Source organism: Streptomyces sp. NPDC051172, from assembly GCF_040682555.1.
Taxonomy (GTDB): domain Bacteria; phylum Actinomycetota; class Actinomycetes; order Streptomycetales; family Streptomycetaceae; genus Streptomyces.
Genome location: NZ_JBFBBE010000049.1, coordinates 25,976 through 50,263, shown reverse-complemented (window position 1 = coordinate 50,263; position 24,288 = coordinate 25,976). Strand labels below are relative to the sequence as shown.

Here is a 24,288-nt window from a genome sequence, read left to right as displayed (position 1 = left end):
CTCCGTGAGCCGGGCCTTTCGGCCTTGCCCCTCGGCGTGCTCCAGACTCTAGCTGACCAGGAGGGGTGCAGCGCAAGTCGGTTCTCCCGAGGGGCCGGTGACCGCTCGTCGGGCGGCGGCTACTGCGCCGCGCTGAAGGCCTCGTAGACCTTCTTGGGGATGCGGCCGCGGGCCGGGACGTCCATCTTGTTGGCCTGGGCCCAGGCCCGAACGGCCGCCGGGTCGGGGGCGACCTCCGTCTGCCGGTAGATCCGGCCCGACTTCGACCGCTTGCGGCCGGCCTCCACGTACGGCGCGAGCACCTTACGCAGTTTCTTGGCATTGGCTTGATTCAGGTCGATCTCGTACGACTTGCCGTCGAGTCCGAAGGCGATCGTTTCCGCCGCTTCCGAGCCGTCGATGTCGTCAAAGAGAGTGACCACGACCTTCTGCGCCACGAATATCGGTCCCTTCGTGCGGCACGCTGACAATTCATTTGTACAGTGCCCGACAATGCAATGTGAAGCCCGACTAAATCCTCCCGCGTGTCCGAGCGCAATAGGTTTCGGATGTCGATCCGGGATCTTTCCCGGAAATTTCCTGGAGGGGCCCGTCGCCGCGCCGGATCGTGACAGACGTCACGTAGATTCCTACAAGTCGACGCGCGTAGAAATTTTGTGCAGGTAGTCTGAAACCACTGCAGGAACCTGCTCCGCACCACACCACCGGGAGTGCACGTGGCACGCGTCGTAGTCGACGTCATGCTCAAGCCGGAGATCCTCGACCCCCAGGGCCAGGCGGTGCAGCGCGCACTGCCGCGTCTGGGTTTCGACGGCATCTCCGACGTACGTCAGGGAAAGCGATTCGAACTGGAAGTTGACGGGCCGGTCGACGAGGCCGCCCTCGCCCGCATCCACGATCTTGCGGAATCCTTCCTCGCCAACACCGTGATCGAGGACTTCACCGTCAAGGTGGAGGAAGTCGCGGAGGCCGCGAAGTGACCGCTCGTATTGGCGTCGTCACTTTCCCGGGCAGCCTCGACGACCGGGACACGCAGCGCGCGATCCGTCTCGCGGGCGCGGAACCGGTCGCCCTCTGGCACAAGGACAAGGACCTCCACCAGGTGGACGCGGTCGTCCTTCCGGGCGGTTTCTCCTACGGCGACTATCTGCGGGCCGGCGCCATCTCCCGCTTCTCGCCGGTGATGGAGACGGTCATCGAGCAGGCGAAGGCCGGCCTTCCGGTCCTCGGAATCTGCAACGGCTTCCAGATCCTCACCGAGGCCCACCTCCTCCCGGGCGGCATGCTCGGCAACGACCACCTGCACTTCATCTGCCGAGACCAGAAGCTGCGGGTGGAGAACGCGGACACCGCCTGGACCGTCGACTACGAGCAGGGCCAGGAGATCCACATCCCGCTCAAGAACATGGACGGCCGGTACGTCGCCGACGAGTACACCCTCGACAAGCTCGAGGCCGAGGGCCGTGTCGCCTTCCGGTACGTGGACTTCAACCCCAATGGCTCGCTCCGCGACATCGCCGGCATCACCAACGAGGCCGGGAACGTCGTGGGCCTCATGCCGCACCCCGAGCACGCCACCGAGCCGCTGATCGGTACCGGCCGCACCGACGGCCTCCCCTTCTTCACCTCGATCCTCAAGAAGCTGGTGGGCGCATGAGCCGGACGCCTCTGGACACGGTCGAGCACGCGGCCGCGACCCCCGACGTCGAGCTGCCCTGGGCCGAACTCGGCCTGAAGAAGGACGAGTACGAGCGCGTGGTCGAGATCCTCGGCCGCCGGCCCACCGGTGCCGAGCTCGCCATGTACTCCGTCATGTGGTCCGAGCACTGCTCGTACAAGAGCAGCAAGGTGCACCTGCGCCAGTTCGGCGAGAAGGCGCCCCAGTCGGATGCCCTTCTCGTCGGCATCGGTGAGAACGCGGGCGTGGTCGATGTCGGCCAGGGTTACGCGGTCACCTTCAAGGTCGAGTCGCACAACCACCCGTCGTACGTCGAGCCCTACCAGGGCGCGGCCACCGGCGTCGGCGGCATCGTCCGCGACATCATCGCCATGGGCGCCCGCCCGGTCGCGGTCGTGGACCCGCTGCGCTTCGGTGCGGCCGACCACCCGGACACCAAGCGCGTCCTGCCGGGTGTCGTCGCCGGCATCGGCGGCTACGGCAACTGCCTGGGCCTGCCGAACATCGGCGGCGAGGTCGTCTTCGACGCCTGCTACCAGGGGAACCCGCTGGTCAACGCCGGTGCCATCGGTGTGATGCGGCACGAGGACATCCACCTGGCGAAGGCGTCCGGTGCGGGCAACAAGGTCATCCTGTACGGGGCCCGTACGGGCGGTGACGGCATCGGCGGCGCCTCGATCCTGGCCTCCGAGACCTTCGACGACGCCAAGCCGTCGAAGCGTCCCGCCGTGCAGGTCGGCGACCCCTTCCAGGAGAAGCTGCTCATCGAGTGCACCCTGGAGGCCTTCAAGGAGAAGCTGGTCGTCGGCATCCAGGACCTGGGTGCGGCCGGTCTGTCCTGTGCCACCTCCGAGCTCGCCTCGAACGGCTCCGGCGGCATGCGCGTGACCCTGGACGACGTACCGCTGCGCGACTCGACGCTCTCGCCCGAGGAAATCCTCATGAGCGAGTCGCAGGAGCGCATGTGCGCGGTCGTGGAGCCGGAGAAGGTCGACCGGTTCCTGGAGATCTGCGACAAGTGGGACGTCATCGCCACCGTGATCGGTGAGGTCACCGACGGCGACCGCCTGGAGATCTACTGGCACGGCGGCAAGATCGTCGACGTCGACCCGCGGACGGTCGCGCACGACGGTCCGGTCTACGAGCGGCCGTACGCCCGCCCGTCCTGGCAGGACGAGCTGCAGGCCGACGACGCGAACAAGCTGCCGCGGCCCGCTTCGAGCGGGGAGCTCAAGCAGCAGGTCCTCCAGCTGGTGAGCTCTCCCAACCAGGCCTCCAAGAAGTGGATCACCTCGCAGTACGACCACTTCGTGCAGGGCAACACGGTGCTGGCCCAGCCCGAGGACTCGGGCATGATCCGCATCGACGAGGAGTCCGGCCTCGGCGTCGCGATCGCTACGGACGGCAACGGCCGGTACGCGAAGCTCGACCCGTACGCGGGCGCCCAGCTGGCCCTTGCGGAGGCGTACCGCAATGTCGCCACGACCGGCGCCAAGCCGCTGGCCGTCTCCGACTGCCTGAACTTCGGTTCGCCCGAGGACCCGGCCGTCATGTGGCAGTTCGCGGAGGCCATCCGCGGCCTCGCCGACGGCTGCCTGCAGCTGGGCACCCCGGTCACCGGCGGCAACGTCTCGCTCTACAACCAGACGGGCGAGGCGGCCATCCACCCGACGCCCGTGGTCGCGGTCCTGGGCGTCATCGACGACGTGGCCCGCCGCACGCCGGTCGCCTTCCAGGAGGAGGGGCAGCTGCTCTACCTCCTCGGCGACACCCGTGAGGAGTTCGGCGGTTCGGCCTGGTCGCAGGTGGTGCACGACCACCTCGGCGGTCTGCCTCCGAAGGTCGACCTGGAGCGTGAGCGCCTGCTGGCCGAGATCCTGATCTCCGCCTCCCGCGACGGCATGATCGACTCCGCGCACGACCTGTCCGACGGCGGTCTGATCCAGGCGGTCGTGGAGTCGGCGCTGCTCGGCGGCAAGGGCGCGCGCCTGGTCGTACCCGACGGGCTGGACGCGTTCACCTTCCTCTTCTCCGAGTCGGCGGGGCGTGCGGTCGTCGCCGTGCCGCGCTCCGAGGAGGTCCGCTTCAACGACATGTGCGGTGCGCGGGGCCTGCCGGCCGTTCGCATCGGTGTCGTGGACGGTGACACCGTGGAGCTTCAGGGCGAGTTCGAACTGTCCCTGGAGGAACTGCGCGAGGCGCACGAGGCGACGATTCCGGCGCTGCTGGCGTAGACGGTCGTACGACGCTGAAGGCCCCGCCCGGATTCGCGCTTCCGGGCGGGGCCTTCTCGGCTTGTCGGGCGTTCAGCGGACGTAGTTCTTGAGGATCTCCGTGTCGAGTTCGATGTCCATGGGGCCGGGTACGGACACCTTCTCGCCGAACTTCGAGGTCTGGATGCTGCGGTAGCCGCCGACCTGCCGGTCCGGGTTGCTGTGCACCGTGACCGTGCAGGAGTCCCGGACGATCAGGAGGTACAGGGGGATCCCGGCCTGCCCGTACGCGGTCGGCTTCTCATGCCGGTCCCGCCGGTCGGTGTCCGAGTCGTACGAGGTGATCTCGACGACCATGAGCGCGCCGTCCGGGTCGGCCCACTCACCCTGTCCTGCGAAGTGGGCCTCGGGTGCGAGTACCGCGTCCGGTTTCGCCCTGCCTTCTCGATAGGCATCCACCCGGAGTCCTTGGCCGTAAATCAGGTCCAGGTCCGGCCTGGCCTGCAAACAGCGTCGGGCCAGCCAGGAGACGATGGCGTTGTGGTCTCCGTCTGCCACCTTCTTGACTCCGATCCGTCCGTTGATGAACTCCAACGTGACGGTCTCGGGGGCGGCGGAGGCGATCGTTTCGAACTCCACCACCGACATCTGAGACATGCGCTCGGCCATAACCGTCATGTTGCACCCCCTTCCAGGCGAAGACCAGTGTTGTCAGGGCCCGGCGGTGCGGTGCGGGTTTCGCCGTCGATCACCCGCACGGGTGATCGACCCGGGCCCCCTGATCCGTGGGCGTACGGCATAGGCTCACCGTCATGCCCCCGGCCAAGAAGCGCGCCCGTACCTACGACCCCGTCAAGATCCGCAAGGCCGTCCTGGCCCAGTTCGGGAATGTCCGGGAGGCCGTGCGCGCCCTGACCCCCGAGCAGTTGGCCGGGCCCACCCGGCTCGGTGCGTGGACCGTGCGGGAGCTGGTCGCGCACATCGGGATGGCGGTGACCGCCGTACAACGGTCGCTCGACAAGCCGGAGCCCGCCAGGCAGGACGCCGTGCTGCTCGACTGGGCCTTCGCCACCGCCGCCAAATCCTCGGCCATCGACGACTTCACCCGGCGCCTCGCCGAGCAGCAGCCCGATCTCGACGCCTACCTCGCCGGCATCGAGCAGAGCCTCGGCCGGCTGCTCGACGAGCACCCCGGCACCCGGCTGCTGGAGACCAACGTCGGCGCCCTGCCGCTCGCCGACTACCTGGTCACCCGCACCGTCGAACTCGTCGTCCACACCGACGACCTGAACGCAGTCGTGCCCGGCCTGGAGGTGCCGTACGACCGTCAGGCGCTCGCCGCCTGCACCCGCCTGCTCGCCGACGCCCTGGCCGCGAAGGCGCCCGGCGGCTCCACCGAGGTGCGGGTCCCGCCGTACGCCGTGGTGCAGTGCATCGAGGGCCCGCGGCACACCCGTGGCACCCCGCCGAGCGTCGTGGAGACCGACCCGCTGACCTGGATCCGGCTGGCGACCGGGCGTGTGACCTGGGCGGACGCCGTTCAGGAGGCCCAGGTCAGCGCCAGTGGCGAGCGGGCGGACCTGGGCGGGCTGCTGCCGCTGATGAGGTGAACGGGGGGAACCGGTCTCCCGTCCCTTTCGTCCCATCGGCATGGACAAACAGCGACTCACCCTCGCCGTCCTGACCGTCCTTCCGCTGGTCATGGCGTGCGGAAGCGACACGGGCAGCACCTCCGCCGCCTCACAGGTGTCCGGCGTCCACTGGAGGGTCGACAGCGTCACCGTGGACGGCACCACCCGGCGCGCTCCCGCCGACGCCGACCTCCGCGTCCGTGAGGACGGAACGGCCGTGGGCAACTACGGGTGCAACGCGTTCGGCGCGAAGGCCGCCTTCAAGGACCATCGAGTCGAACTGACGCACGCCCGCCAGACCTTGATGGCCTGCGAGCCCCGGCGCATGGCCTTCGAGCGGGCCTTCGCCGCCACCCTCACCGACCACTCGCTCACGGTCGAGACCAAGGGCGACGGCCTGACGCTCACCACCCACGACGGCGACCGCATCCGGCTGACCAAGGAGAAGGACGCCCCGCTGTACGGGACCAAGTGGTCGATCACCGCACTCGATGACTCCAACGGCACGGCGACCAGCCTGCCGCGGCAGCAGACGGCGTCCGCCTACCTCATGTTCGACAAGAAGTCCGGCAAGGTCACCGGGCGCCTCGGCTGCAACCACGTCACGGCGAACGCCACGGTCCACGACGGACATATCACCCTCGGCGCCCCGTCCACCACACGAATGATGTGCGACACCTCACTCATGCATACGGAGAAGAGCCTCCTGCGCCTCTTCGACGGCACCGCGAGCTATGGGTTGGATCAGCAAACCCTCACGCTGACCAGCACAAACGGAGAAACCGCCAAGGCGGTCGCCGAGCGGTGATCCATTAGCGGCAGCTGTCCCCAATTCGGACCAGTGGTCGATCTCGCCTACACTCGGTGGCGTGCCACGTGGTGACGGTCGACTCAATCATGATCTGCTCCCCGGTGAGAAGGGCCCCCAGGACGCCTGCGGCGTCTTCGGAGTCTGGGCTCCCGGTGAAGAGGTCGCCAAGCTCACTTACTTCGGGCTCTACGCCCTCCAGCATCGGGGCCAGGAATCCGCGGGAATCGCGGTCAGCAACGGCTCCCAGATCCTCGTCTTCAAGGACATGGGCCTCGTCTCCCAGGTCTTCGACGAGACCTCGCTCGGTTCGCTCCAGGGTCATATCGCGGTCGGTCACGCCCGCTACTCGACCACCGGCGCCTCCGTGTGGGAGAACGCCCAGCCGACGTTCCGCGCCACCGCGCACGGCTCCATCGCGCTCGGCCACAACGGCAACCTGGTCAACACGGCGCAGCTCGCCGAGATGGTCGCCGACCTCCCGAAGAAGGAGGGCGGCCGTACGCCTCGCGTGGCGGCCACCAACGACACCGACCTCCTGACGGCGCTGCTCGCCGCCCAGGAGGACGCGGACGGCAAGCCCCTGACCATCGAGGAGGCCGCCCACACGGTCCTCCCGCAGGTGCGCGGCGCCTTCTCCCTCGTCTTCATGGACGAGCACACCCTCTACGCCGCCCGTGACCCGCAGGGCATCCGCCCGCTGGTCCTCGGCCGCCTGGAGCGCGGCTGGGTCGTCGCCTCCGAGTCCGCCGCCCTCGACATCTGCGGCGCGAGCTACGTCCGCGAGATCGAGCCGGGCGAGTTCGTGGCCATCGACGAGAACGGTCTGCGTACCTCTCGATTCGCGGAAGCGAAGCCCAAGGGCTGTGTCTTCGAGTACGTGTACCTGGCCCGCCCGGACACCGACATCGCCGGCCGGAACGTGTACCTGTCCCGCGTGGAGATGGGCCGCAAGCTCGCCAAGGAAGCCCCCGTCGACGCCGACCTGGTCATAGCGACCCCGGAGTCCGGCACCCCGGCCGCCATCGGCTACGCGGAGGCCTCCGGCATCCCCTTCGGCGCGGGTCTCGTGAAGAACGCGTACGTCGGCCGGACCTTCATCCAGCCCTCGCAGACGATCCGCCAGCTCGGCATCCGTCTGAAGCTGAACCCGCTCAAGGAAGTCATCAAGGGCAAGCGCCTGGTGGTCGTCGACGACTCGATCGTCCGCGGCAACACCCAGCGGGCCCTGGTGCGCATGCTCCGCGAGGCGGGCGCGGCGGAGGTCCACATCCGGATCTCCTCGCCGCCCGTGAAGTGGCCCTGCTTCTTCGGCATCGACTTCGCCACCCGCGCCGAGCTCATCGCCAACGGCATGACCATCGACGAGATCGGCACCTCGCTGGGCGCCGACTCCCTGGCGTACATCTCCATCGACGGCATGATCGAGGCGACCACCATCGCCAAGCCGAACCTGTGCCGCGCCTGCTTCGACGGCGAGTACCCGATGGAGCTCCCGGACCCCGAGCTGCTGGGCAAGCAGCTCCTGGAGACCGAACTGGCCGCGGGTCCCGCAGCCACGGCCGCGGCCGACGCGATCCGTCGCCCGTAAAGCCCGTGCTGTGCCTTTTCAATAAACGCCTGCCGTACGACACGAAAGTTCTCACTAGCCATGTCTGAGACAACTGGTGCCAGCTACGCAGCCGCGGGCGTCGACATCGAAGCGGGCGACCGCGCCGTCGAGCTGATGAAGGAGTGGGTGAAGAAGACGCAGCGCCCCGAGGTCCTCGGCGGCCTCGGCGGTTTCGCCGGTCTCTTCGACGCCTCCGCCCTCAAGCGCTTCGAGCGTCCCCTTCTCGCCTCCGCCACCGACGGCGTGGGCACCAAGGTCGACATCGCGCGCCGGCTCGGTGTGTACGACACCATCGGCCACGACCTGGTCGCGATGGTCATGGACGACATCGTGGTGTGCGGCGCCGAGCCGCTGTTCATGACCGATTACATCTGCGTCGGCAAGGTCCACCCCGAGCGGGTGGCCGCGATCGTCAAGGGCATCGCGGAGGGCTGTGTGCTGGCCGGCTGCGCCCTGGTGGGCGGAGAGACGGCCGAACACCCGGGGCTGCTGGGCCCGGACGACTTCGATGTCGCCGGCGCCGGTACGGGCGCGGTGGAGGCCGACCGGCTGCTGGGCCCGGATCGCATCCGTACGGGTGACACGGTGATCGCCATGGCGGCCTCCGGGCTTCACTCGAACGGGTACTCGCTCGTCCGGCATGTCCTGCTGAACCAGGCGGGCCTGTCGCTGGACGCGCGGATCGAGGAGCTCGGCCGCACCCTCGGCGAGGAGCTGCTGGAGCCGACCAAGATCTACTCGCTGGACTGCCTGGCCCTGACCCGTACCACCGAGGTGCACGCGTTCAGCCATGTCACGGGTGGCGGCCTCGCCGCGAACCTCGCCCGTGTCATCCCCGACGATCTGCACGCGATCGTCGACCGCTCCACCTGGACCCCGGCCCCGGTCTTCGACCTCGTCGGCAGGACGGGGCAGGTCGAGCGCCTGGAGCTGGAGAAGACCCTCAACATGGGCGTGGGCATGATCGCCATCGTCCCCGAGGAGTCCACCGACGTGGCCCTGGCGACGCTGGCCGACCGAGGCGTCGAGGCATGGGTCGCCGGAGAGATCACCGGGCGTGGCGAGCACGAGACCGGCGCGGCCCTCGTCGGGGACTACAGCGCCTGACGGTGGCGAAAGCAGCGCAAAACCCGGTCCGGTGGTGTGACCACTCCCGGACCGGGTCAAGCACTGCTCAGTGCGTCAAGCGCCGCGGCGATGTTGCGACGACGGACCGGACTCGTCGTCCTCGTCCTCATCGTCGTCGTTGTAGAGATCCGCGTACTGGGCGTACGGGTCGTCTTCGTCCTCGTCGTCCTCGAACGGCTCGCCGTTCGGCGGCTGACTCGAAGTCGAAGCGCCCAGCTCGCTGGCCAGACGCGACAGGTCTGTCCCGCCGCTGTTGTACTTCAGCTGGCGGGCGACCTTCGTCTGCTTGGCCTTGGCCCGGCCGCGCCCCATGGCTCGACCCCCTCGGTGACGGGGCTCGACGGCCCCAGAGTCTTGACACGCGTTCATGATCTGGAACGGGCTCTCCGCGGAGAGACCGGTCCGTAGGGCTTCCACGGTACCTGAGCCCACGCCCATACGGTACGTCGCCCGCAGGACGGGCCCGGCTCCAGGACCCTCGGGGCGCCCCGTCCCCGCTGGTCAACCGCGATTTTAACCACTTCTCGACAGGCGACCCGCCGACGAACGTGAGAGTTCTCTCTAAGTGTGCGCCGACGGGTACCGGCCAAACCTCCCGAAGGTCAGAGACTGCGCCCTGCGGCCGCCTCGTGCATCCGCTGCTCGGCGATCCGGTCGGCCGCCGCGGCCGGCGGAATCCCATCCGTCTTCGCACGTGCGAATATGGCCAGCGTGGTGTCGAAGATCTTCGCCGCCTTCGCCTTGCACCGGTCGAAGTCGAAGCCGTGCAGCTCGTCGGCGACCTGGATGACGCCGCCGGCGTTCACCACGTAGTCCGGCGCGTAGAGGATCCCGCGGTCGGCGAGGTCCTTCTCGACGCCCGGGTGGGCGAGCTGGTTGTTGGCGGCACCGCAAACGATCCTCGCGGTCAGCGCGGGCACGGTGTCGTCGTTCAGGGCACCGCCGAGCGCGCAGGGGGCGTAGATGTCCAGGCCCTCCACGCGGATCAGGGTCGCGGTGTCGGCGACGGCGCTCACGCCCTCCGGGTGCGCCGCGAGGATCCGGCCCACGGCCTCCTCACGCACGTCGGTGACGACGACCTCGGCGCCCTCGTCGCGCAGGTGCCGGACCAGGTGGTGGCCGACCTTGCCGACGCCCGCGATGCCGACCTTGCGGCCGCGCAGCGAGGGGTCGCCCCACAGGTGCTGGGCGCTGGCGCGCATGCCCTGGTAGACACCGAAGGCGGTGAGGACGGAGGAGTCGCCGGCGCCGCCGTTCTCCGGGGACCGTCCGGTCGTCCAGCGGCACTCCCGTGCCACGACGTCCATGTCGGCGACGTACGTGCCGACGTCGCACGCGGTGACGTAGCGGCCGCCGAGGGAGGCGACCATGCGACCGTAGGCGAGCAGCAGCTCCTCGGTCTTGTCCCGCTCCGGGTCGCCGATGATCACGGCCTTGCCGCCGCCGTGGTCGAGACCGGCCATGGCGTTCTTGTACGACATCCCGCGCGCGAGGTTGAGCGCGTCGGCGACGGCCTCCGCCTCGTTCGCGTACGGGTAGAAGCGCGTACCGCCGAGGGCCGGGCCCAGAGCGGTGCTGTGGATGGCGATGACGGCCTTGAGGCCGCTGGCGCGGTCCTGGCAGAGCACGACTTGCTCATGTCCGCCCTGGTCCGAGTGGAACAGGGTGTGCAGTACATCAGCAGGTGCGCCGGTTACGTCGGTCACTGTGGTGACTCCTGAGTAGCTAGCGGCGGTTGGAGACCAGCTCCCGTGGGGTGGCGGGTGCTGTGAGCATGAGATTAGAGCCTGGGTGCCCCCGTCACCGCGCAGTGCTCAGGATCACCCACTCGCGGAGTACGTCCGTGCGACGATTTGCATAGATTTCCCGCCGGTTTGTGAGCGGGTTCCGCAGGTTTTCCCGGTGGTGGGCGGGGGAGGGAGCAGGCGTGCCCAAGGTGTCCTCGGTGATCGTCCCGTACGCGACGTATCTGCGCGTGTACGAGCCACTGGCCGCCTTCCCCGAGCCGGAGCGCAGCCACTGGGCGCGCTACGCCCGGAGCGCCGACCGCCCCTCGTACCAGGACGAACTGCGCCGCTCCCTGGCCGACTTGGTGCCCACCCCGCCGATCGCGGTGCCGGTGCACGAGAGCAGTGACGCCTTCGTGCTGGAGGCCGACGGGGTGCTGTGCGTGTGCCCCTGGCGGACCCGGCTGCGCGGCTGGCAGGCCCTCCAGGAGCTGCCCGAGGAGTTGCCGAAGCCGGTCCTGGACGCGGTGCTCCCGGAGGTCGTACGACGCCAGGCGGCCCAGGACTACGAGCGCTGGCTGGTCCGCAACCCGGACGCCCGCCCGTGGATCCGCACGGCGACCTGGCAGGTGCCGCTGCACTGGTTCGTGCTGGTGGCGGACGAGGAGCGGCGCTTCGACAAGGGCTCCGGCGAGATCCCTCCGATGCTGCGCTACCAGACGCCGATGGTGCAGGCGCGGCGGCGGGTGGCGCGGGCGCTGCGGGCCCTGAAGGACGGCATCGACGAGGGGCCGCTGATCGACGGCCTGGTGGACGTGGGGCGCTGGCTGGAGGAGTTCCACCCGCGCTCGACGGTGGAGCTGGACTACGGCGGCCTGGTGCACACGCTGCCGGCCGGCGAGCTCGAGGACGACCACTCCGCGGCGGACGTCGCCGAGGGCATCGAGGCGCTGCGGCAGGGCGACGGGGTGGCCGCGGGGGCGGCGTACGCGCGGCTGGTGGAGCGCTGGCGGTCGGTCCGGGACCGGCGCTCGGCCAACTGACGGCGGCCTCAGGTCACGAACTGACGTTTGACGAATCGCCCGTTTTGGGGTTTCGTCCTCGCACCGAAGTGTGCTCTGTGTTTCCTGAGGTTTCGTCAACATGGGACGTAGGTCCCGATCCGGGCGTTCATCTCAAGCTGTGCCAAGCGTGACGGACCGCACTTACGCGGCCCTTGCGCCCCTTGCCCCTCCTCGTGCCAAAATAGGACAAGGAGTCCGGGGAGGGCTCCGTCCGTCCCGGTGCGTACCACTGTGGGCGGAATCTCAGCATTGCACGCTTTGGGGGGTCTCGTGGCTCCTGATTGTCCTGTGACTGATCGTCACAGTGACGTGACTGTCCGCTATGGCATGGTCCATCGGCTTCCGTCGCTGATGAACACCTGGAGGGGCAATTCCATCGGTTTGGCCGACGCGGCTGGACAGATGGTGTAGTTGTAGTGCCGAGGACAAGCCGTTCGTCCTATAACCGACTCGACTCGCGTCCACCATTTCGGGCAACGCGGGTCAAGGTGCAGAATTTAGAGGAAAGAACCGAGAAGGTTCGGTTCTCCCGAGGAGGCCGCTCATGACCGCTCGCACCCCTGATGCCGAGCCGCTGCTGACCCCGGCTGAGGTCGCCACGATGTTCCGCGTCGACCCCAAGACGGTCACGCGGTGGGCGAAGGCCGGAAAGCTCACTTCGATTCGAACGCTCGGCGGGCACCGCCGCTACCGCGAGGCGGAGGTCCGTGCACTGCTCGCGGGCATCCCGCAGCAGCGCAGCGAGGCCTGAACAACTGCATAACCGGGCAAACCGGCAGGTCCCCCACTTGCCGCGGCGCCCGAACCCTGGCTCCAAGCGACGCGGGGTCTGCCCCAACAGGCTCCACGCCCACGCTCTTCAGAGCTTTCCAAGCAAGTAACAGGGTGCGTCGTCGATCGCGCTGGACTCCGCCGGGTCCAGCGCGATCTTTTTTGTGTGCACTGCGTGCCTGGCCGGGGGTGCCGTGAGCGGCCTTGTCGGAGTCCGGGGGTGGATGTCGGATCGCCTGTGGGGCACGGCCGGGGGGCACCCTGCGGCAGCCTCCCGGAGGGGTCCCCGAGTGGTGCAATTGCACATATAAAATTGACCACTTGTAGGCGAGGTGTAAGTACCGCGGTTTCAGAAACTCATGCGGTGACACCCATCACATGCCGCGCTCCTTGTTGCCTTCGGTGCCCGTGCGCTAAAGGAGCGATACGGTCCAGATTCCCATGGCGGGACGGGTGTTGGGGCGGGCGGCCGTCATGCGCCGGCGGCGCTTTCGTCCTCGACGACCTCGTCCGGGGCCTCGGCGACGCTTGGCGAGTCCAGCGCCAGCCGCTGCAGGTGGTGGCATATCGGGCAGTGGCGGGTCAGGTGGCCGTACGAGGAAGCGGCCGACAGATGCGCACGGAGCAGGGCCCGTGTCTCGTGCCTGACCGACGCCGCCATACGCCACCTCCACGGGCCGAACGGGGAACGGGCCCTGTCTTCTGGGTACCGATGGAATGTGACGCCGTCAAGACGGCATGGGGTTCCGCCGAACGCCTGTGCACGGCGTGACGCACGCTGCCGCGACCCTTTCCCTGGGGGCTGCGCCCCCAGAACCCCGCTTCGGCCTGGACGGCCTCGTCCTCAAACGCCGGACGGGCTGAAGTGCCGCGACCGGCATGAAAAAGGGCCCGCACTTTGCCGGTGCGGGCCCCACTCACTTCTCACTGCGGTCCTGACGGGATTTGCTGTATCCGATGGCGGCTGCGCCGCGGGCGCGGCCTCCGCCTTGGTGGTGCGGCGCGTTGGCGAGCGGGCATGAAGAAGGCCCGCACCGACAAGGTGCGGGTCTCACTCACTTCTCACTGCGGTCCTGACGGGATTTGAACCCGCGGCCTCCACCTTGACAGGGTGGCGAGCACTCCAAACTGCTCCACAGGACCAGGTTTCGCGGCGCTATTCGTGCGTTGCGCTGCGAGAAGAGACTGTACAGGAGGGCGAGCCCACTGGTCGAACTCACCCACCGTGTGCGGGCGGTTACGGGACGGCCGCGTCGATCGCCTTCACGATCCGCTTGTCGGAGACCGGGTACGCCGTACCCAGCGCGTGGGCGAAATAGCTGACCCGCAGCTCCTCGATCATCCAGCGGATGTCCGTGACGGAGGACGGGATCGGACGGCCCTGGGGCATCTGCTCCAGCAGCCACGCGTACTCGTCCTGCATCTCGTGGACCTTCTCCATGCGCGTCGTGTCCCGCTGGACCCCCGTCGGCATCTGCTGGAGCCGGCGGTCCGCGGCCACCAGGTAGCGCATCAGGTCCGGCAGACGGCGAAGGCCTGCCTCCGTCACGAAGCCGGGCTTCACGAGGGCGTCCAGCTGCTTCCTGACGTCCTGGAGGTTCGGGAGCAGCGCGGGGCTGCGTACGGCCTTCAGACGGCGCTCACAGGCCTGCCAGGCGGCCAGTACCTGCTGCACCTGCCCCACCGTACGGACCGTGGTGTCCACGATCTCCGCGCGAACCTTGTCGTACAGCTTCCGGTACGACTCCTCGTCCCACGCCGGGCCCCCGAAGTCCCCGATCAGCTTGTCCGCCGCCGCCGTCGCGCAGTCGTCGAACAGGCCCTGGATGGAGCCGTGCGGATTCGCGGACAGGGCGAGCTTCTGGGCGTTCGTCAGCTTCTCGGACGCGAACTTCGCAGGGTTGACCGGGATGTTGCGCAGGATCAGCCTGCGTGTGCCCTTCCACATCGCCTCCGCCTGTTCCGCCTCCGTGTCGAAGAGACGGACCGAGACCGTGTCGCCGTCGTCGACCAGCGCCGGGTACGCCTTCACCGGCTGGCCCGCCCGGCGCGTCTCGAAGACGCGGGTCAGCGAGCCGATCGTCCAGTCCGTCAGGCCCTTGCGCTCCAGGGACTGGCCGCCCTCGCGCGAGGCGGTGGCCGCGGCGGCCTGGGAGAGGGCCTTGCGGGCCTTCGGCTTCAGCTGGAGCCGAAGCGCCTCCAGGTCCTTGTCCTCGGCGAGCTTGCGCCGCCGCTCGTCGACGATGCGGAAGGTGATGCGCAGATGGTCCGGGACCTTCGACCAGTCGAAGTCGGAGGCCTCGAAGGGGACTCCGACCATGCGCTTCAGTTCGCGGGCCATCGTCACCGTCAAAGGCTCCTGCAAGGGGACGGCCGTATCGAGGAAGCGCTTCGCGAAGTTCGGCGCAGGCACGTAGTTGCGGCGGATCGGCTTCGGGAGCGAGCGGATCAGCTCGGTGACGAGTTCCCCCCGCAGGCCCGGGATCTGCCAGTCGAAGCCCTCGTCCGTGACCTGGTTGAGGACCTGGAGCGGCACATGGACCGTCACACCGTCCGCGTCCGCGCCCGGCTCGAACTGGTACGTCACCCGGAACTTCAGCGGCCCCTGCCGCCAGGAGTCCGGATAGTCGGCCTTGGTGACCGCCTCCGCCGACTCCCGGATGAGCATCTCCCGCTCGAAGTCCAGGAACTCCGGCTGCTCGTGCCGCTTCCGCTTCCACCAGGAGTCGAAGTGGGCGCCGGAGACGACGTGTTCGGGCACCTTCTGGTCGTAGAAGTCGAACAGCGTGTCGTCGTCGACGACGATGTCCCGGCGGCGGGCGCGGTGCTCCAGCTCCTCGACCTCGCTGAGGAGCCTGCGGTTGTCGGCGAAGAACTTGTGGTGCGTGCGCCAGTCGCCCTCGACGAGCGCGTTGCGGATGAACAGCTCGCGGCTTGCCTCGGGGTCGATCCGGCCGTAGTTCACCTTGCGCTGGGCGACGATCGGGACGCCGTACAGCGTGACCTTCTCGTACGCCATCACGGCCGCCTGGTCCTTCTCCCAGTGCGGTTCGCTGTACGTCCGCTTCAGCAGATGCTCCGCGAGCGGCTCGACCCACTCCGGCTCGATCTTCGCGTTGACGCGGGCCCACAGCCGGGACGTCTCCACCAGCTCCGCGGACATCACGAACCGCGGCGGCTTCTTGAAGAGGGCCGAGCCCGGGAAGATCGCGAACTTGGCGTTGCGGGCGCCCAGATACTCGTTCTTCGCGCCCTCCTTCACGTCCTTCATGCCGATGTGCGAGAGCAGGCCGGCGAGGAGGGAGACGTGGATGCGGTCGCCGGGGGCGTCGTCCTCGTTGAGGTGGATGCCCATCTGCTTGGCGACCGTCCTCAACTGCGTGTAGATGTCCTGCCATTCGCGAATGCGCAGGAAGTTGAGGTACTCCTGCTTGCACATACGGCGGAAGGAGCTGGAGCCCCGCTCCTTCTGCTGCTCGCGGACGTACCGCCAGAGGTTGAGGTAGGCGAGGAAGTCGCTGGTCTCGTCCTTGAAGCGGGCGTGCTGCTGGTCGGCCTGCGCCTGTTTGTCGGCGGGCCGCTCGCGCGGGTCCTGGATGGACAGTGCGGCGGCTATGACCATGACCTCGCGGACACAGCCGTTCTTGTCGGCCTCCAGGACCATGCGGGCCAGGCGCGGGTCGACGGGCAGCTGGGCGAGCCTGCGGCCGGTCGGGGTGAGCCGCTTGCGTACGTCCTTCTCCGCCGGGTCCAGTGCGTGCAGCTCCTGGAGCAGCTGCACGCCGTCGCGGATGTTGCGGTGGTCCGGCGGGTCGATGAAGGGGAACTTCTCGATGTCGCCGAGGCCGGCCGCGGTCATCTGCAGGATGACGGACGCCAGGTTCGTACGGAGGATCTCCGCGTCCGTGAACTCCGGGCGGGCGAGGAAGTCGTCCTCGGAGTAGAGACGGATGCAGATGCCGTCGGACGTACGGCCGCAGCGGCCCTTGCGCTGGTTGGCGCTGGCCTGCGAGATCGGCTCGATGGGCAGGCGCTGGACCTTGGTGCGGTGGCTGTACCGGCTGATCCGGGCGAAGCCCGGGTCGATGACGTACTTGATGCCCGGGACGGTCAGCGAGGTCTCGGCGACGTTCGTGGCCAGAACGATCCTGCGGCCCGTGTGCGGCTGGAAGACGCGGTGCTGCTCGGCGTGCGAGAGCCGGGCGTAGAGGGGCAGGACCTCGGTGAACCGGTAGTTCTTCTTCACCAGCGCATCTGCCGTGTCCCGGATCTCCCGCTCCCCCGAGAGGAAGACGAGGATGTCGCCCTTGCCCTCCCCCTGGAGCTCCTCCACGGCGTCGCAGATCGCGGTGATCTGGTCGCGGTCGGAGTCCTCGGAGTCCTCTTCGAGGAGGGGCCGGTACCGCACCTCCACCGGATACGTCCGCCCGCTGACCTCGATGATCGGGGCGTCGCCGAAGTGCCGGGAGAAGCGTTCGGGGTCGATGGTCGCTGAGGTGATCACGACCTTGAGGTCGGGCCGCTTCGGCAGCAGCTGCGCGAGGTAGCCGAGCAGGAAGTCGATGTTGAGGGACCGCTCGTGGGCCTCGTCGATGATGATCGTGTCGTAGGCGCGCAGCTCGCGGTCGGTCTGGATCTCGGCGAGCAGGATGCCGTCCGTCATCAGCTTGATGAAGGTCGAGTCCTGGTTCACCTGGTCGGTGAACCGCACCTTCCAGCCGACGGCCTCGCCGAGCGGGGTGTTCATCTCCTCGGCCACGCGCTCGGCGACCGTACGGGCGGCGATACGACGGGGCTGGGTGTGCCCGATCATGCCCCGCACCCCCCGCCCGAGCTCGAGACAGATCTTGGGGATCTGGGTGGTCTTTCCGGACCCGGTCTCACCGGCGACGATGACGACCTGGTGATCGCGGATGGCCTCCGCGATGACGTCCTTCTTCTGGCTGACCGGCAGCTGCTCGGGATACGAGACGGCGGGGACCCGGACGCGCCGCTCGCCCATCCGCTCCTCGGCCTTCGCGATCTCCGCCTCGATCTCGGCGAGGACGGCGGCCTGGGCCTCGGGCTTACGGATCTTGCGCGCGCCTTCGAGCCTGCGCCCGAGCCGGTGCGCGTCGCGCAGGGACAACTCGGTCAGGCGGGGGGCGAGGGTGCCGAGGGCCGGGGTGGCGGGGGCAGGGTGCGTAGACATACGCGATCCAGGATCTCATCCCGGAGAAATCCGTGGCGAACGAATTGTCGCCCGGCGGCCCGGCGGCCCGGCGGGGCGGTTCAGCCGGTCCGCTGCGCCGGAGGCGGCGCGGGCGCGGGCGGCTGCTGCCGCAGGCCGCCGTTGCCCAGCGCGATGGACCTGGCGGTGTTGGAGACGGCCTTGATCCCCAGATAGGCGGTGGTCATGCTGCTGACCGCGGTGAAGGCGGCCGTGAGCACGCCCACGATCACCGACTTGTCCCCGTCGAGCCGCCACACCCCGAAGGCCGCCACGCCCGCGATCGCAAGATTGCTGATCACCACGGCCAGCAGCCCGTAGCGAGCCCGGTCCTTCTCCAGCTCGACATCCCGGATGGCCTTGGCCTCGTCCCGGCTCATCGTCCCCCGCCCCCCTTGTCCCAACGCCGACCAGCCAGAACGTAGCGCTGCGGCGGATCGCTGCCAAGCAGTCCGACCGTCGTCCTCAGCCGGCCCGCAGTTCTGCGATCCGGGCGTCGACCTGCGCCCGGTCGTAGCCGCGGCGGGCGAGGTCGAAGGCGGGAGGTGCGTCGGGGGCCGCGCCCGCGGCCAGCTGTGCGAGATAGGCGTCGACCTGGGCGCGGTCGTAACCGCGCCGGACGATCGCGAAGGCGAAGATCTCGGGTTCCATCGTGTCCCCCTGTTCGTTTGGAGCCGTCATGCTTCCAGCCCCAGCCAAAGGGGACGCCATGATCGACCCTCGACCTGCCCAAATCAGAGCCGCCCGGCAAACACCTGCAGGTGACACGATCAGGGCCCCCGTCCGGATGGACGGGGGCCCTGGATTGTGGCTGGGGCCGGGGTCGAACCGGCGACCTATCGCTTTTCAGGCGATCGCTCGTACCAACTGAGCTACCCAGCCACGAGGCTTTCGAGGAAGCCTCAGCGGTCCTGACGGGATTTGAACCCGCGGCCTCCACCTTGACAGGGTGGCGAGCACTCCAAACTGCTCCACAGGACCAAGCTTTGTGCGCGACCACCAGTGTCTCACACGGTTTTACGTGCCCCCAACGGGATTCGAACCCGTGCTACCGCCTTGAAAGGGCGGCGTCCTAGGCCGCTAGACGATGAGGGCTATCGGCCCGCCTGGGCGCCTCTCGGCGCGTCGGGGACGTGAGAAGCATATGGGATGGCGGGAGGTATCGCCAAAACGGTTTACGGGGCGGAGCTGGAGGGTGCTGACGGGGCGGGAGTGGAGGGGGCTGCTCCCGGCTTGTTCTCATCGGGGAGGTGGCGGGTGACCTCCGCCGTCGTCTCGCCCAGGCCGCCCAGTTTGATCGCGTCCCAGGCCTGCAGACGGCGGGTGTCGCGGTCGAAGTAGAGGATCGAGGCCTCGATGGGGGCCGGGTACTTGTGCTCCAGGGCGCGCAGGCCGCTGCCGCCCGTCGAGCCCTCCATGCGCAGCCGGGTGCCGCGCGGGAGGATCTCGTCGCCCTCGTGGTGCAGGTGCCCGCACAGGACCAGTGGCACCTCGCCGTCGACCACACGGGCCGCCGACGGCTCGTGGACCATGGCCACGTCGACGGGGGTGCCCGCGCTCTTCTGGTCGCTCAGGTCCGTCGCCAGGCGGGCGCCGGCCAGTTCCTCCGACTGGGCGGCTCCCAGTGTCTTCGAGCGGTCGGGGGTGAACTGCGGATCGCCCATGCCCGCGAAGCGCAGGCCCCCGATCGTCTCCGCCCGGCCGCCGTCCAGCACGTGGACGTTCTTCATGCCCTGCAGATAGTGCTGCGTGACGTCCGAGTCGTGGTTGCCGCGGACCCAGACATACGGCGCTCCCAGGTCCGCGATCGGGTCGAGGAAGCCGTTCTCCGCCGCCGAGCCGTGGTCCATGGTGTCGCCGGTGTCGACGATCACGTTCACCTTGTACTGGTCCACCAGCGACGCGATGATCTTCCAGCTCGCGGGGTTGAGATGGATGTCCGAGACGTGCAGGACACGGATGGTGGACGGGTCCGGCTGGTAGGCGGGGAGCGTGGACGTGACGTCGTAGAGCTTCGTCACGTTGGTCACCAGGCGGGCCAACTCCTTCTGGTAGACGTCGAATTCGGTGACGATGTTGCGGGCGTTGCCGACCAGCGAGGGCGCGGAGGAGAGCAGGCCGGAGTACTTCGGTTCCAGTACGGAGTCGGGGTTCCAGGTCGCGTACACCGAGGCTCCGCAGGCCACGAGGAGGGCCAGGGCCGTGCCGCCGGCGGCGAGGGCGCGGCGGGGGCGGCGGTAGACCGCGAGGCCCAGGGCCGTGGCTCCGGACACGACGGCGATGCAGGAGCGCAGGGCCACGTCGAGGGTGCCGTGCTCCACGTCGCGGGCGACCTCGTCCTGCAGGCCGGAGAGGCGTTCCGGGTGGTCCACCAGGGCCTGGGCGCGGACCGGGTCGAGCTGGTCGACGTTCACGTCGAGGCGGAGCGGCGCGTGGTGGCTGTTCAGTTCCAGGGCGCCGAGCGGCGAGACGTTGATCTTCGTGCCGCCGCTGAGGGACGGGCGCAGCGTCATCGTCGTGTCCATGGGGCCGACCGGCACCCGTACGTTCCCGACGATCAGCAGCCCCAGCCAGGCACCGAGCAGGACCACGGCGGCCAGGCCCAGGGCGCGGGGCCAGGGGTGGGGCTGCCGGACCAGCTCGAGGGTCGGGTGGGGACGGCGGGCGCGGTAGTGGCGGGCGAGGGTGCGCGGGGACTTGCGTACCCGGTTCAGTACGGAGGCGACGATGGCGGGGACGCGGGCCATTGGTCCCATATGCCCAGGTGCGGGTGTGGATATGCGAGTGGATTCATGACTCTCCTGCGGACGGGCCGTGGCCGACAATGGGCCTGTGCTGGAGATGACGCGCGAGGAGTTCGAGGAACTGGTCGCCGAGGCGCTCGACCGGATCCCGCCGGAGCTGACGCGGCTGATGGACAACGTCGCGGTGTTCGTCGAGGACGAGCCGCCGGCGGACGATCCCGAGTTGCTCGGGCTCTACGAGGGCACTCCCCTGACGGACCGGGGTGAGTGGTACGCCGGGGTGCTGCCGGACCGCATCACCGTCTACCGGGGGCCGACGCTCAGGATGTGCCGGTCGCGGGAGGACGTCGTCGCGGAGACCGAGGTGACCGTCGTGCACGAGATCGCGCACCACTTCGGGATCGACGACGCGCGGCTGCACGCCCTGGGATACGGATGACCGGGGCGCGTGTCCTCTTGTGGGCGGCGGGAGTTGGGCAGGTTGACTCCTTCCCCCGCCTCGGAGGTGGCTTTCCGTGCGCCGCTTGTACGTACCCGTCCGCCTGGCCGCCACGGTCATGGCCGTCGCCGCTGCCGCCGGCTGCATGAGCGTGGGGGAGGACGGGGGAGGCGGCGCGAAGCCGTCGCACTCCGCGGGGCAGCGGGGCGGCGAGGCGCCCGACGGCGGGTCGGGCGTGTCCGGCAGGGGGTTCGGGGCCGGTGCGGCCGACGGCAAGCACAGGGGCGGCAAGCGGGAGAAGGAGAAGGGCGGGGAGTCGGCCTCCCCCTCGGCCTCGCCGTCGGCCGGAGACGGCCGGTCCGCCCCTCCGGCGGGCAAACCCGGGAACGGGAAGAGCGAGAAGCCCGGGGTTCCCGCGCCGACCGTCGCGTCGCCGACCCCGACGCACACGGCCGAGCCGCAGCCGACGCCGACCGAGCAGCCGACCCCCGCCTCGCCGGAGCCGACGGTCGCCGAGCCGTCGTCGTCGGCGCACGAGGAGACGTCGCCGCAGCTGGCGGAGCGCGAGCCGGCGCCGACGGCGGGATCACCCGCGTAGGGACGTGACGAGCGTCTCGGCGGCTCGGTTTGCCTCGGGGAGGGCAGGGTGCGTATGGTGGTAGATCGTTTGATCCCATTGCCCGGCGCCATTGCAGAGAGCGCCGCGTGGCGCGTTCTCTCCCTTGCCGTGGCTGACCGCATAGAGGCGGTCGTGATGCGAAATCACGGAGTTGACGGGCGCGTGCCGACGAGACTCCGGAAGGTTTCGCTTACGCATGTCCATTTCCAGTACTGATCACGTCGTCGTGCCCGAGAACGAGGGCACCGAAGGCGCCGTGGAAGCTCCCGAGGTCACCTTCGCGGACCTCGGTCTCCCCGAGGGCGTCGTGCGCAAGCTCGCGCAGAACGGCGTGACCACCCCCTTCCCGATCCAGGCCGCGACCATCCCGGACGCCCTGGCCGGCAAGGACATCCTCGGCCGTGGCCGCACCGGCTCCGGCAAGACCCTCTCCTTCGGTCTGCCGGTCCTGGCGCGTCTCGCCGGCGGCCGCACCGAGAAGCACAAGCCCCGCGCGGTCATCCTGACCCCGACCCGTGAGCTCGCGATGCAGGTCGCGGACGCCCTCCAGCCCTACGGCGACGTCGTCGGCCTCAAGATGAAGGTCGTCTGCGGCGGTACGTCGATGGGCAACCAGATCTACGCCCTGGAGCGCGGCGTCGACATCCTCGTCGCCACCCCGGGCCGACTGCGCGACATCATCAACCGCGGTGCCTGCTCCCTGGAGAACGTCGAGGTCGCCGTCCTCGACGAGGCCGACCAGATGTCCGACCTGGGCTTCCTGCCCGAGGTCACCGAACTGCTCGACCAGGTCCCGGCCGGCGGTCAGCGGATGCTGTTCTCGGCCACGATGGAGAACGAGATCTCCACGCTGGTCAAGCGCTACCTGGTCGACCCGGTCTCGCACGAGGTCGACAGCGCCCAGGGCAACGTCACGACCATGTCGCACCACATCCTGATCGTGAAGCCCAAGGACAAGGCGCCGGTCACCGCGGCCATCGCCTCCCGCAAGGGCCGCACCATCATCTTCGTCCGCACCCAGCTGGGCGCCGACCGCATCGCCGAGCAGCTGCGCGAGGCCGGTGTGAAGGCCGACGCGCTGCACGGCGGCATGACGCAGGGCGCGCGCACCCGTACGCTCGCCGACTTCAAGGACGGGTACGTCAACGCGCTCGTCGCGACCGACGTCGCCGCCCGCGGCATCCACGTCGACGGCATCGACCTCGTGCTGAACGTCGACCCCGCCGGTGACCACAAGGACTACCTGCACCGCGCCGGCCGTACCGCCCGCGCGGGCCGCACCGGCACGGTCGTCTCGCTGTCCCTGCCGCACCAGCGCCGCCAGATCTTCCGGCTGATGGAGGACGCGGGCGTCGACGCCGGGCGTCACCTCATCAACTCCGGTACGGCCTTCGAGCCCGAGGTCGCCGAGATCACCGGCGCCCGTTCGATGACCGAGGTCCAGGCCGAGTCCGCGGGCAACGCGGCGCAGCAGGCCGAGCGCGAGGTCGCGCACCTCACCAAGCAGCTGGAGCGGGCGCAGCGGCGCGCGACCGAGCTGCGCGAGGAGGCCGACCGTCTGGTCGCCCGGGTCGCCCGCGAGCGCGGCGAGGACCCGGAGGCCGCGGTGGCCGAGGCGCAGGCGGCGGTGGCCGAGGCTGCCGTCGAGGCGGCCGAGGCGGCGGTGTCCGAGCAGCCCGCCGCGCAGGACGGGGACCGGGCGCAGGCTCCGTCGTCGTACGAGCGTCGTGAGCGTCGGGACAACGACCGCGGCGGCTTCCGCCGTGACGACCGCGGTGGTGGCCGTTCCTTCGAGCGCCGGGACAACGACCGGGGCGGGTTCAACCGCGACCGCGACCGTGGCTTCGAGCGCCGGGACAACGACCGGGGCGGGTTCAACCGCGACCGCGACCGTGGCTTCGAGCGTCGGGACAACGACCGTGGCGGGTTCCGCCGCGACGACCGTCGGGACGACCGTGGTGGCCGTTCCTTCGAGCGTCGTGACGACCGTGGTGGCCGTGGCTTCGAGCGTCGGGACAACGACCGTGGCGGGTTCCGCCGCGACGACCGTCCGTCCGACCGTCCGGCCGGCCGTTCCTTCGAGCGTCGTGACGACCGTGGTGGCCGTGGCTTCGAGCGTCGGGACAACGACCGTGGTGGCTTCCGCCGCGACGACCGTCCGTCCGACCGTCCGGCCGGCCGTTCCTTCGAGCGCCGTGACGAGCGCGGTGGGCACCGCGGCAGCGACCGTCCCTTCAACCGCGACCGCCAGGGCGACCGCCCGGGCTTCCGCTCCGGCGGCCACGAGCGCCCCTACGGCCGCCGTGACGACCACCGCGGTACCGGCTCCGGCACCGGCGGTTCCTCCTTCGGCCGCCGCGACGACAAGCCGCGCTGGAAGCGCAACGGCTGACGCCGAGTGAACTGAGCGAGGGCCCGTACGACTTCGGTCGTACGGGCCCTTCGCGTGTCACGCTGCATGACCCGGACGCCGGAGGCCCGCGCAAAGGTCTCCGGCGTCCGGGGAGCGGCGTACGAGAGGGTCGTCGGCGTCGGCGAGAGCGCCGATGACGGGAAGAACGAGCTGGTCGTGCGGGGCAGCGCTGGGCGCCTTCACCACAACGTCGGCAGGGGCAATGGTTCCTGCGGCGGGCGGGCGCGGAACG

General features: G+C 69.3%; 21 protein-coding genes and 4 tRNA genes. 12 read left to right on the top strand and 13 right to left on the bottom strand.

The window, feature by feature from the left end:
* Positions 1-119: 119 nt before the first annotated feature.
* Entirely contained in the window at positions 120-437 is a 318-nt protein-coding gene (locus AB0N07_RS27175) for an Lsr2 family protein (RefSeq protein WP_365839366.1), read from the bottom strand.
* Positions 438-716: 279 nt separating this feature from the next.
* On the opposite strand from AB0N07_RS27175, the gene purS reads away from it, so the two are divergent.
* From purS to purL, 3 genes are read left to right on the top strand one after another with little or no spacing between them, the layout of a single operon-like run.
* Entirely contained in the window at positions 717-980 is a 264-nt protein-coding gene (purS, locus tag AB0N07_RS27170; RefSeq protein ID WP_007383088.1) for a phosphoribosylformylglycinamidine synthase subunit PurS, read from the top strand.
* On the top strand, positions 977-1,657 hold the full coding sequence (gene purQ / locus AB0N07_RS27165; RefSeq protein WP_365839364.1) for a phosphoribosylformylglycinamidine synthase subunit PurQ: 681 nt from the start codon (positions 977-979) through the stop codon (positions 1,655-1,657). The genes purS and purQ overlap by 4 nt, the downstream gene beginning before the upstream one ends.
* Positions 1,654-3,912, top strand: a complete 2,259-nt coding sequence (gene purL / locus AB0N07_RS27160; protein ID WP_365839362.1) for a phosphoribosylformylglycinamidine synthase subunit PurL — start codon at positions 1,654-1,656, stop codon at positions 3,910-3,912. The genes purQ and purL overlap by 4 nt, the downstream gene beginning before the upstream one ends.
* A 72-nt stretch (positions 3,913-3,984) precedes the next feature.
* Here purL and AB0N07_RS27155 read toward each other — a convergent pair whose 3' ends face one another.
* On the bottom strand, positions 3,985-4,569 hold the full coding sequence (locus AB0N07_RS27155) for a Uma2 family endonuclease (RefSeq protein ID WP_365839360.1): 585 nt from the start codon (positions 4,567-4,569) through the stop codon (positions 3,985-3,987).
* Positions 4,570-4,703: 134 nt separating this feature from the next.
* Here AB0N07_RS27155 and AB0N07_RS27150 point away from each other — a divergent pair, with 134 nt between their 5' ends.
* The 4 genes from AB0N07_RS27150 (at position 4,704) to purM (ending at position 9,049) form a co-directional block, all read left to right on the top strand.
* Entirely contained in the window at positions 4,704-5,501 is a 798-nt protein-coding gene (locus tag AB0N07_RS27150) for a sterol carrier family protein (protein ID WP_365839358.1), read from the top strand.
* Positions 5,502-5,541: 40 nt separating this feature from the next.
* A complete protein-coding gene (locus AB0N07_RS27145) occupies positions 5,542-6,330 on the top strand; it encodes an META domain-containing protein (RefSeq protein ID WP_365839356.1) in 789 nt (262 codons plus the stop codon).
* Between the two features lie 61 nt (positions 6,331-6,391).
* Positions 6,392-7,921 carry an amidophosphoribosyltransferase gene (gene purF / locus AB0N07_RS27140; protein ID WP_365839354.1) on the top strand — a complete coding sequence of 510 codons (1,530 nt, stop codon included), beginning with the start codon at positions 6,392-6,394 and terminating at the stop codon, positions 7,919-7,921.
* 60 nt (positions 7,922-7,981) lie between these two features.
* Positions 7,982-9,049 carry a phosphoribosylformylglycinamidine cyclo-ligase gene (gene purM / locus AB0N07_RS27135; RefSeq protein ID WP_365839352.1) on the top strand — a complete coding sequence of 356 codons (1,068 nt, stop codon included), beginning with the start codon at positions 7,982-7,984 and terminating at the stop codon, positions 9,047-9,049.
* A gap of 75 nt (positions 9,050-9,124) precedes the next feature.
* On the opposite strand, the gene AB0N07_RS27130 is transcribed toward purM, so the two are convergent.
* Both AB0N07_RS27130 and AB0N07_RS27125 read right to left on the bottom strand, forming a co-directional pair.
* The gene (locus AB0N07_RS27130; protein ID WP_361273844.1) at positions 9,125-9,382 is read right to left on the bottom strand and encodes a DUF3073 domain-containing protein; all 258 of its coding nucleotides are present in this window, start codon (positions 9,380-9,382) and stop codon (positions 9,125-9,127) included.
* Positions 9,383-9,672: 290 nt separating this feature from the next.
* Positions 9,673-10,776, bottom strand: a complete 1,104-nt coding sequence (locus AB0N07_RS27125; protein WP_365839350.1) for a Glu/Leu/Phe/Val dehydrogenase dimerization domain-containing protein — start codon at positions 10,774-10,776, stop codon at positions 9,673-9,675.
* A gap of 221 nt (positions 10,777-10,997) precedes the next feature.
* On the opposite strand from AB0N07_RS27125, the gene AB0N07_RS27120 reads away from it, so the two are divergent.
* Both AB0N07_RS27120 and bldC read left to right on the top strand, forming a co-directional pair.
* Positions 10,998-11,840: a hypothetical protein gene (locus AB0N07_RS27120; protein WP_365839348.1), complete on the top strand. Its 843-nt coding sequence runs from the start codon at positions 10,998-11,000 to the stop codon at positions 11,838-11,840.
* Between the two features lie 565 nt (positions 11,841-12,405).
* Entirely contained in the window at positions 12,406-12,612 is a 207-nt protein-coding gene (bldC, locus tag AB0N07_RS27115) for a developmental transcriptional regulator BldC (protein WP_003949541.1), read from the top strand.
* A 492-nt stretch (positions 12,613-13,104) separates the two neighbouring features.
* Here bldC and AB0N07_RS27110 read toward each other — a convergent pair whose 3' ends face one another.
* The 9 genes from AB0N07_RS27110 to AB0N07_RS27070 form a co-directional block, all read right to left on the bottom strand.
* Positions 13,105-13,293, bottom strand: a complete 189-nt coding sequence (locus AB0N07_RS27110) for a DUF6274 family protein (RefSeq protein ID WP_365839347.1) — start codon at positions 13,291-13,293, stop codon at positions 13,105-13,107.
* Positions 13,294-13,700: 407 nt separating this feature from the next.
* Positions 13,701-13,775, bottom strand: a tRNA-Asp gene (locus tag AB0N07_RS27105).
* Between the two features lie 94 nt (positions 13,776-13,869).
* Entirely contained in the window at positions 13,870-17,823 is a 3,954-nt protein-coding gene (gene hrpA, locus AB0N07_RS27100) for an ATP-dependent RNA helicase HrpA (RefSeq protein WP_365839345.1), read from the bottom strand.
* An 80-nt stretch (positions 17,824-17,903) separates the two neighbouring features.
* Positions 17,904-18,221 (bottom strand): hypothetical protein, encoded by a 318-nt coding sequence (locus tag AB0N07_RS27095; RefSeq protein WP_365839343.1) that lies wholly within the window; start codon positions 18,219-18,221, stop codon positions 17,904-17,906.
* A gap of 85 nt (positions 18,222-18,306) precedes the next feature.
* Positions 18,307-18,492 (bottom strand): DivIVA domain-containing protein, encoded by a 186-nt coding sequence (locus AB0N07_RS27090; protein WP_365839342.1) that lies wholly within the window; start codon positions 18,490-18,492, stop codon positions 18,307-18,309.
* Positions 18,493-18,649: 157 nt separating this feature from the next.
* Positions 18,650-18,723 (bottom strand) — tRNA-Phe (locus AB0N07_RS27085).
* 24 nt (positions 18,724-18,747) lie between these two features.
* Positions 18,748-18,822: transfer RNA gene (locus AB0N07_RS27080), tRNA-Asp, on the bottom strand.
* Positions 18,823-18,863: 41 nt separating this feature from the next.
* Positions 18,864-18,936, bottom strand: a tRNA-Glu gene (locus tag AB0N07_RS27075).
* 80 nt (positions 18,937-19,016) lie between these two features.
* Positions 19,017-20,588 (bottom strand): metallophosphoesterase, encoded by a 1,572-nt coding sequence (locus tag AB0N07_RS27070; protein WP_365839340.1) that lies wholly within the window; start codon positions 20,586-20,588, stop codon positions 19,017-19,019.
* A gap of 85 nt (positions 20,589-20,673) precedes the next feature.
* Here AB0N07_RS27070 and AB0N07_RS27065 point away from each other — a divergent pair, with 85 nt between their 5' ends.
* The 3 genes from AB0N07_RS27065 to AB0N07_RS27055 all read left to right on the top strand — a co-directional run bounded on the left by AB0N07_RS27065 (position 20,674) and on the right by AB0N07_RS27055 (position 24,035).
* Positions 20,674-21,024 (top strand): metallopeptidase family protein, encoded by a 351-nt coding sequence (locus tag AB0N07_RS27065; RefSeq protein ID WP_344403389.1) that lies wholly within the window; start codon positions 20,674-20,676, stop codon positions 21,022-21,024.
* A 76-nt stretch (positions 21,025-21,100) separates the two neighbouring features.
* On the top strand, positions 21,101-21,622 hold the full coding sequence (locus tag AB0N07_RS27060) for a hypothetical protein (RefSeq protein ID WP_365839338.1): 522 nt from the start codon (positions 21,101-21,103) through the stop codon (positions 21,620-21,622).
* A gap of 217 nt (positions 21,623-21,839) precedes the next feature.
* Positions 21,840-24,035: a DEAD/DEAH box helicase gene (locus AB0N07_RS27055; protein WP_365839337.1), complete on the top strand. Its 2,196-nt coding sequence runs from the start codon at positions 21,840-21,842 to the stop codon at positions 24,033-24,035.
* The last annotated feature ends 253 nt before the right edge of the window (positions 24,036-24,288 follow it).

Excerpts from the sequence above, each read along its gene's own strand:
- AB0N07_RS27150 (WP_365839358.1), top strand. The coding sequence starts at position 4,704 with ATGCCCCCGGCCAAGAAGCGCGCCCGTACCTACGACCCCGTCAAGATC.
- purM (WP_365839352.1), top strand. The coding sequence starts at position 7,982 with ATGTCTGAGACAACTGGTGCCAGCTACGCAGCCGCGGGCGTCGACATC.
- AB0N07_RS27155 (WP_365839360.1), bottom strand. The coding sequence starts at position 4,569 with ATGACGGTTATGGCCGAGCGCATGTCTCAGATGTCGGTGGTGGAGTTC.
- hrpA (WP_365839345.1), bottom strand. The coding sequence starts at position 17,823 with ATGTCTACGCACCCTGCCCCCGCCACCCCGGCCCTCGGCACCCTCGCC.
- AB0N07_RS27095 (WP_365839343.1), bottom strand. The coding sequence starts at position 18,221 with ATGAGCCGGGACGAGGCCAAGGCCATCCGGGATGTCGAGCTGGAGAAG.
- purL (WP_365839362.1), top strand. The coding sequence starts at position 1,654 with ATGAGCCGGACGCCTCTGGACACGGTCGAGCACGCGGCCGCGACCCCC.
- AB0N07_RS27090 (WP_365839342.1), bottom strand. The coding sequence starts at position 18,492 with ATGGAACCCGAGATCTTCGCCTTCGCGATCGTCCGGCGCGGTTACGAC.
- bldC (WP_003949541.1), top strand. The coding sequence starts at position 12,406 with ATGACCGCTCGCACCCCTGATGCCGAGCCGCTGCTGACCCCGGCTGAG.
- AB0N07_RS27130 (WP_361273844.1), bottom strand. The coding sequence starts at position 9,382 with ATGGGGCGCGGCCGGGCCAAGGCCAAGCAGACGAAGGTCGCCCGCCAG.
- AB0N07_RS27145 (WP_365839356.1), top strand. The coding sequence starts at position 5,542 with ATGGACAAACAGCGACTCACCCTCGCCGTCCTGACCGTCCTTCCGCTG.
- AB0N07_RS27055 (WP_365839337.1), top strand. The coding sequence starts at position 21,840 with ATGTCCATTTCCAGTACTGATCACGTCGTCGTGCCCGAGAACGAGGGC.
- AB0N07_RS27110 (WP_365839347.1), bottom strand. The coding sequence starts at position 13,293 with ATGGCGGCGTCGGTCAGGCACGAGACACGGGCCCTGCTCCGTGCGCAT.
- AB0N07_RS27070 (WP_365839340.1), bottom strand. The coding sequence starts at position 20,588 with ATGGCCCGCGTCCCCGCCATCGTCGCCTCCGTACTGAACCGGGTACGC.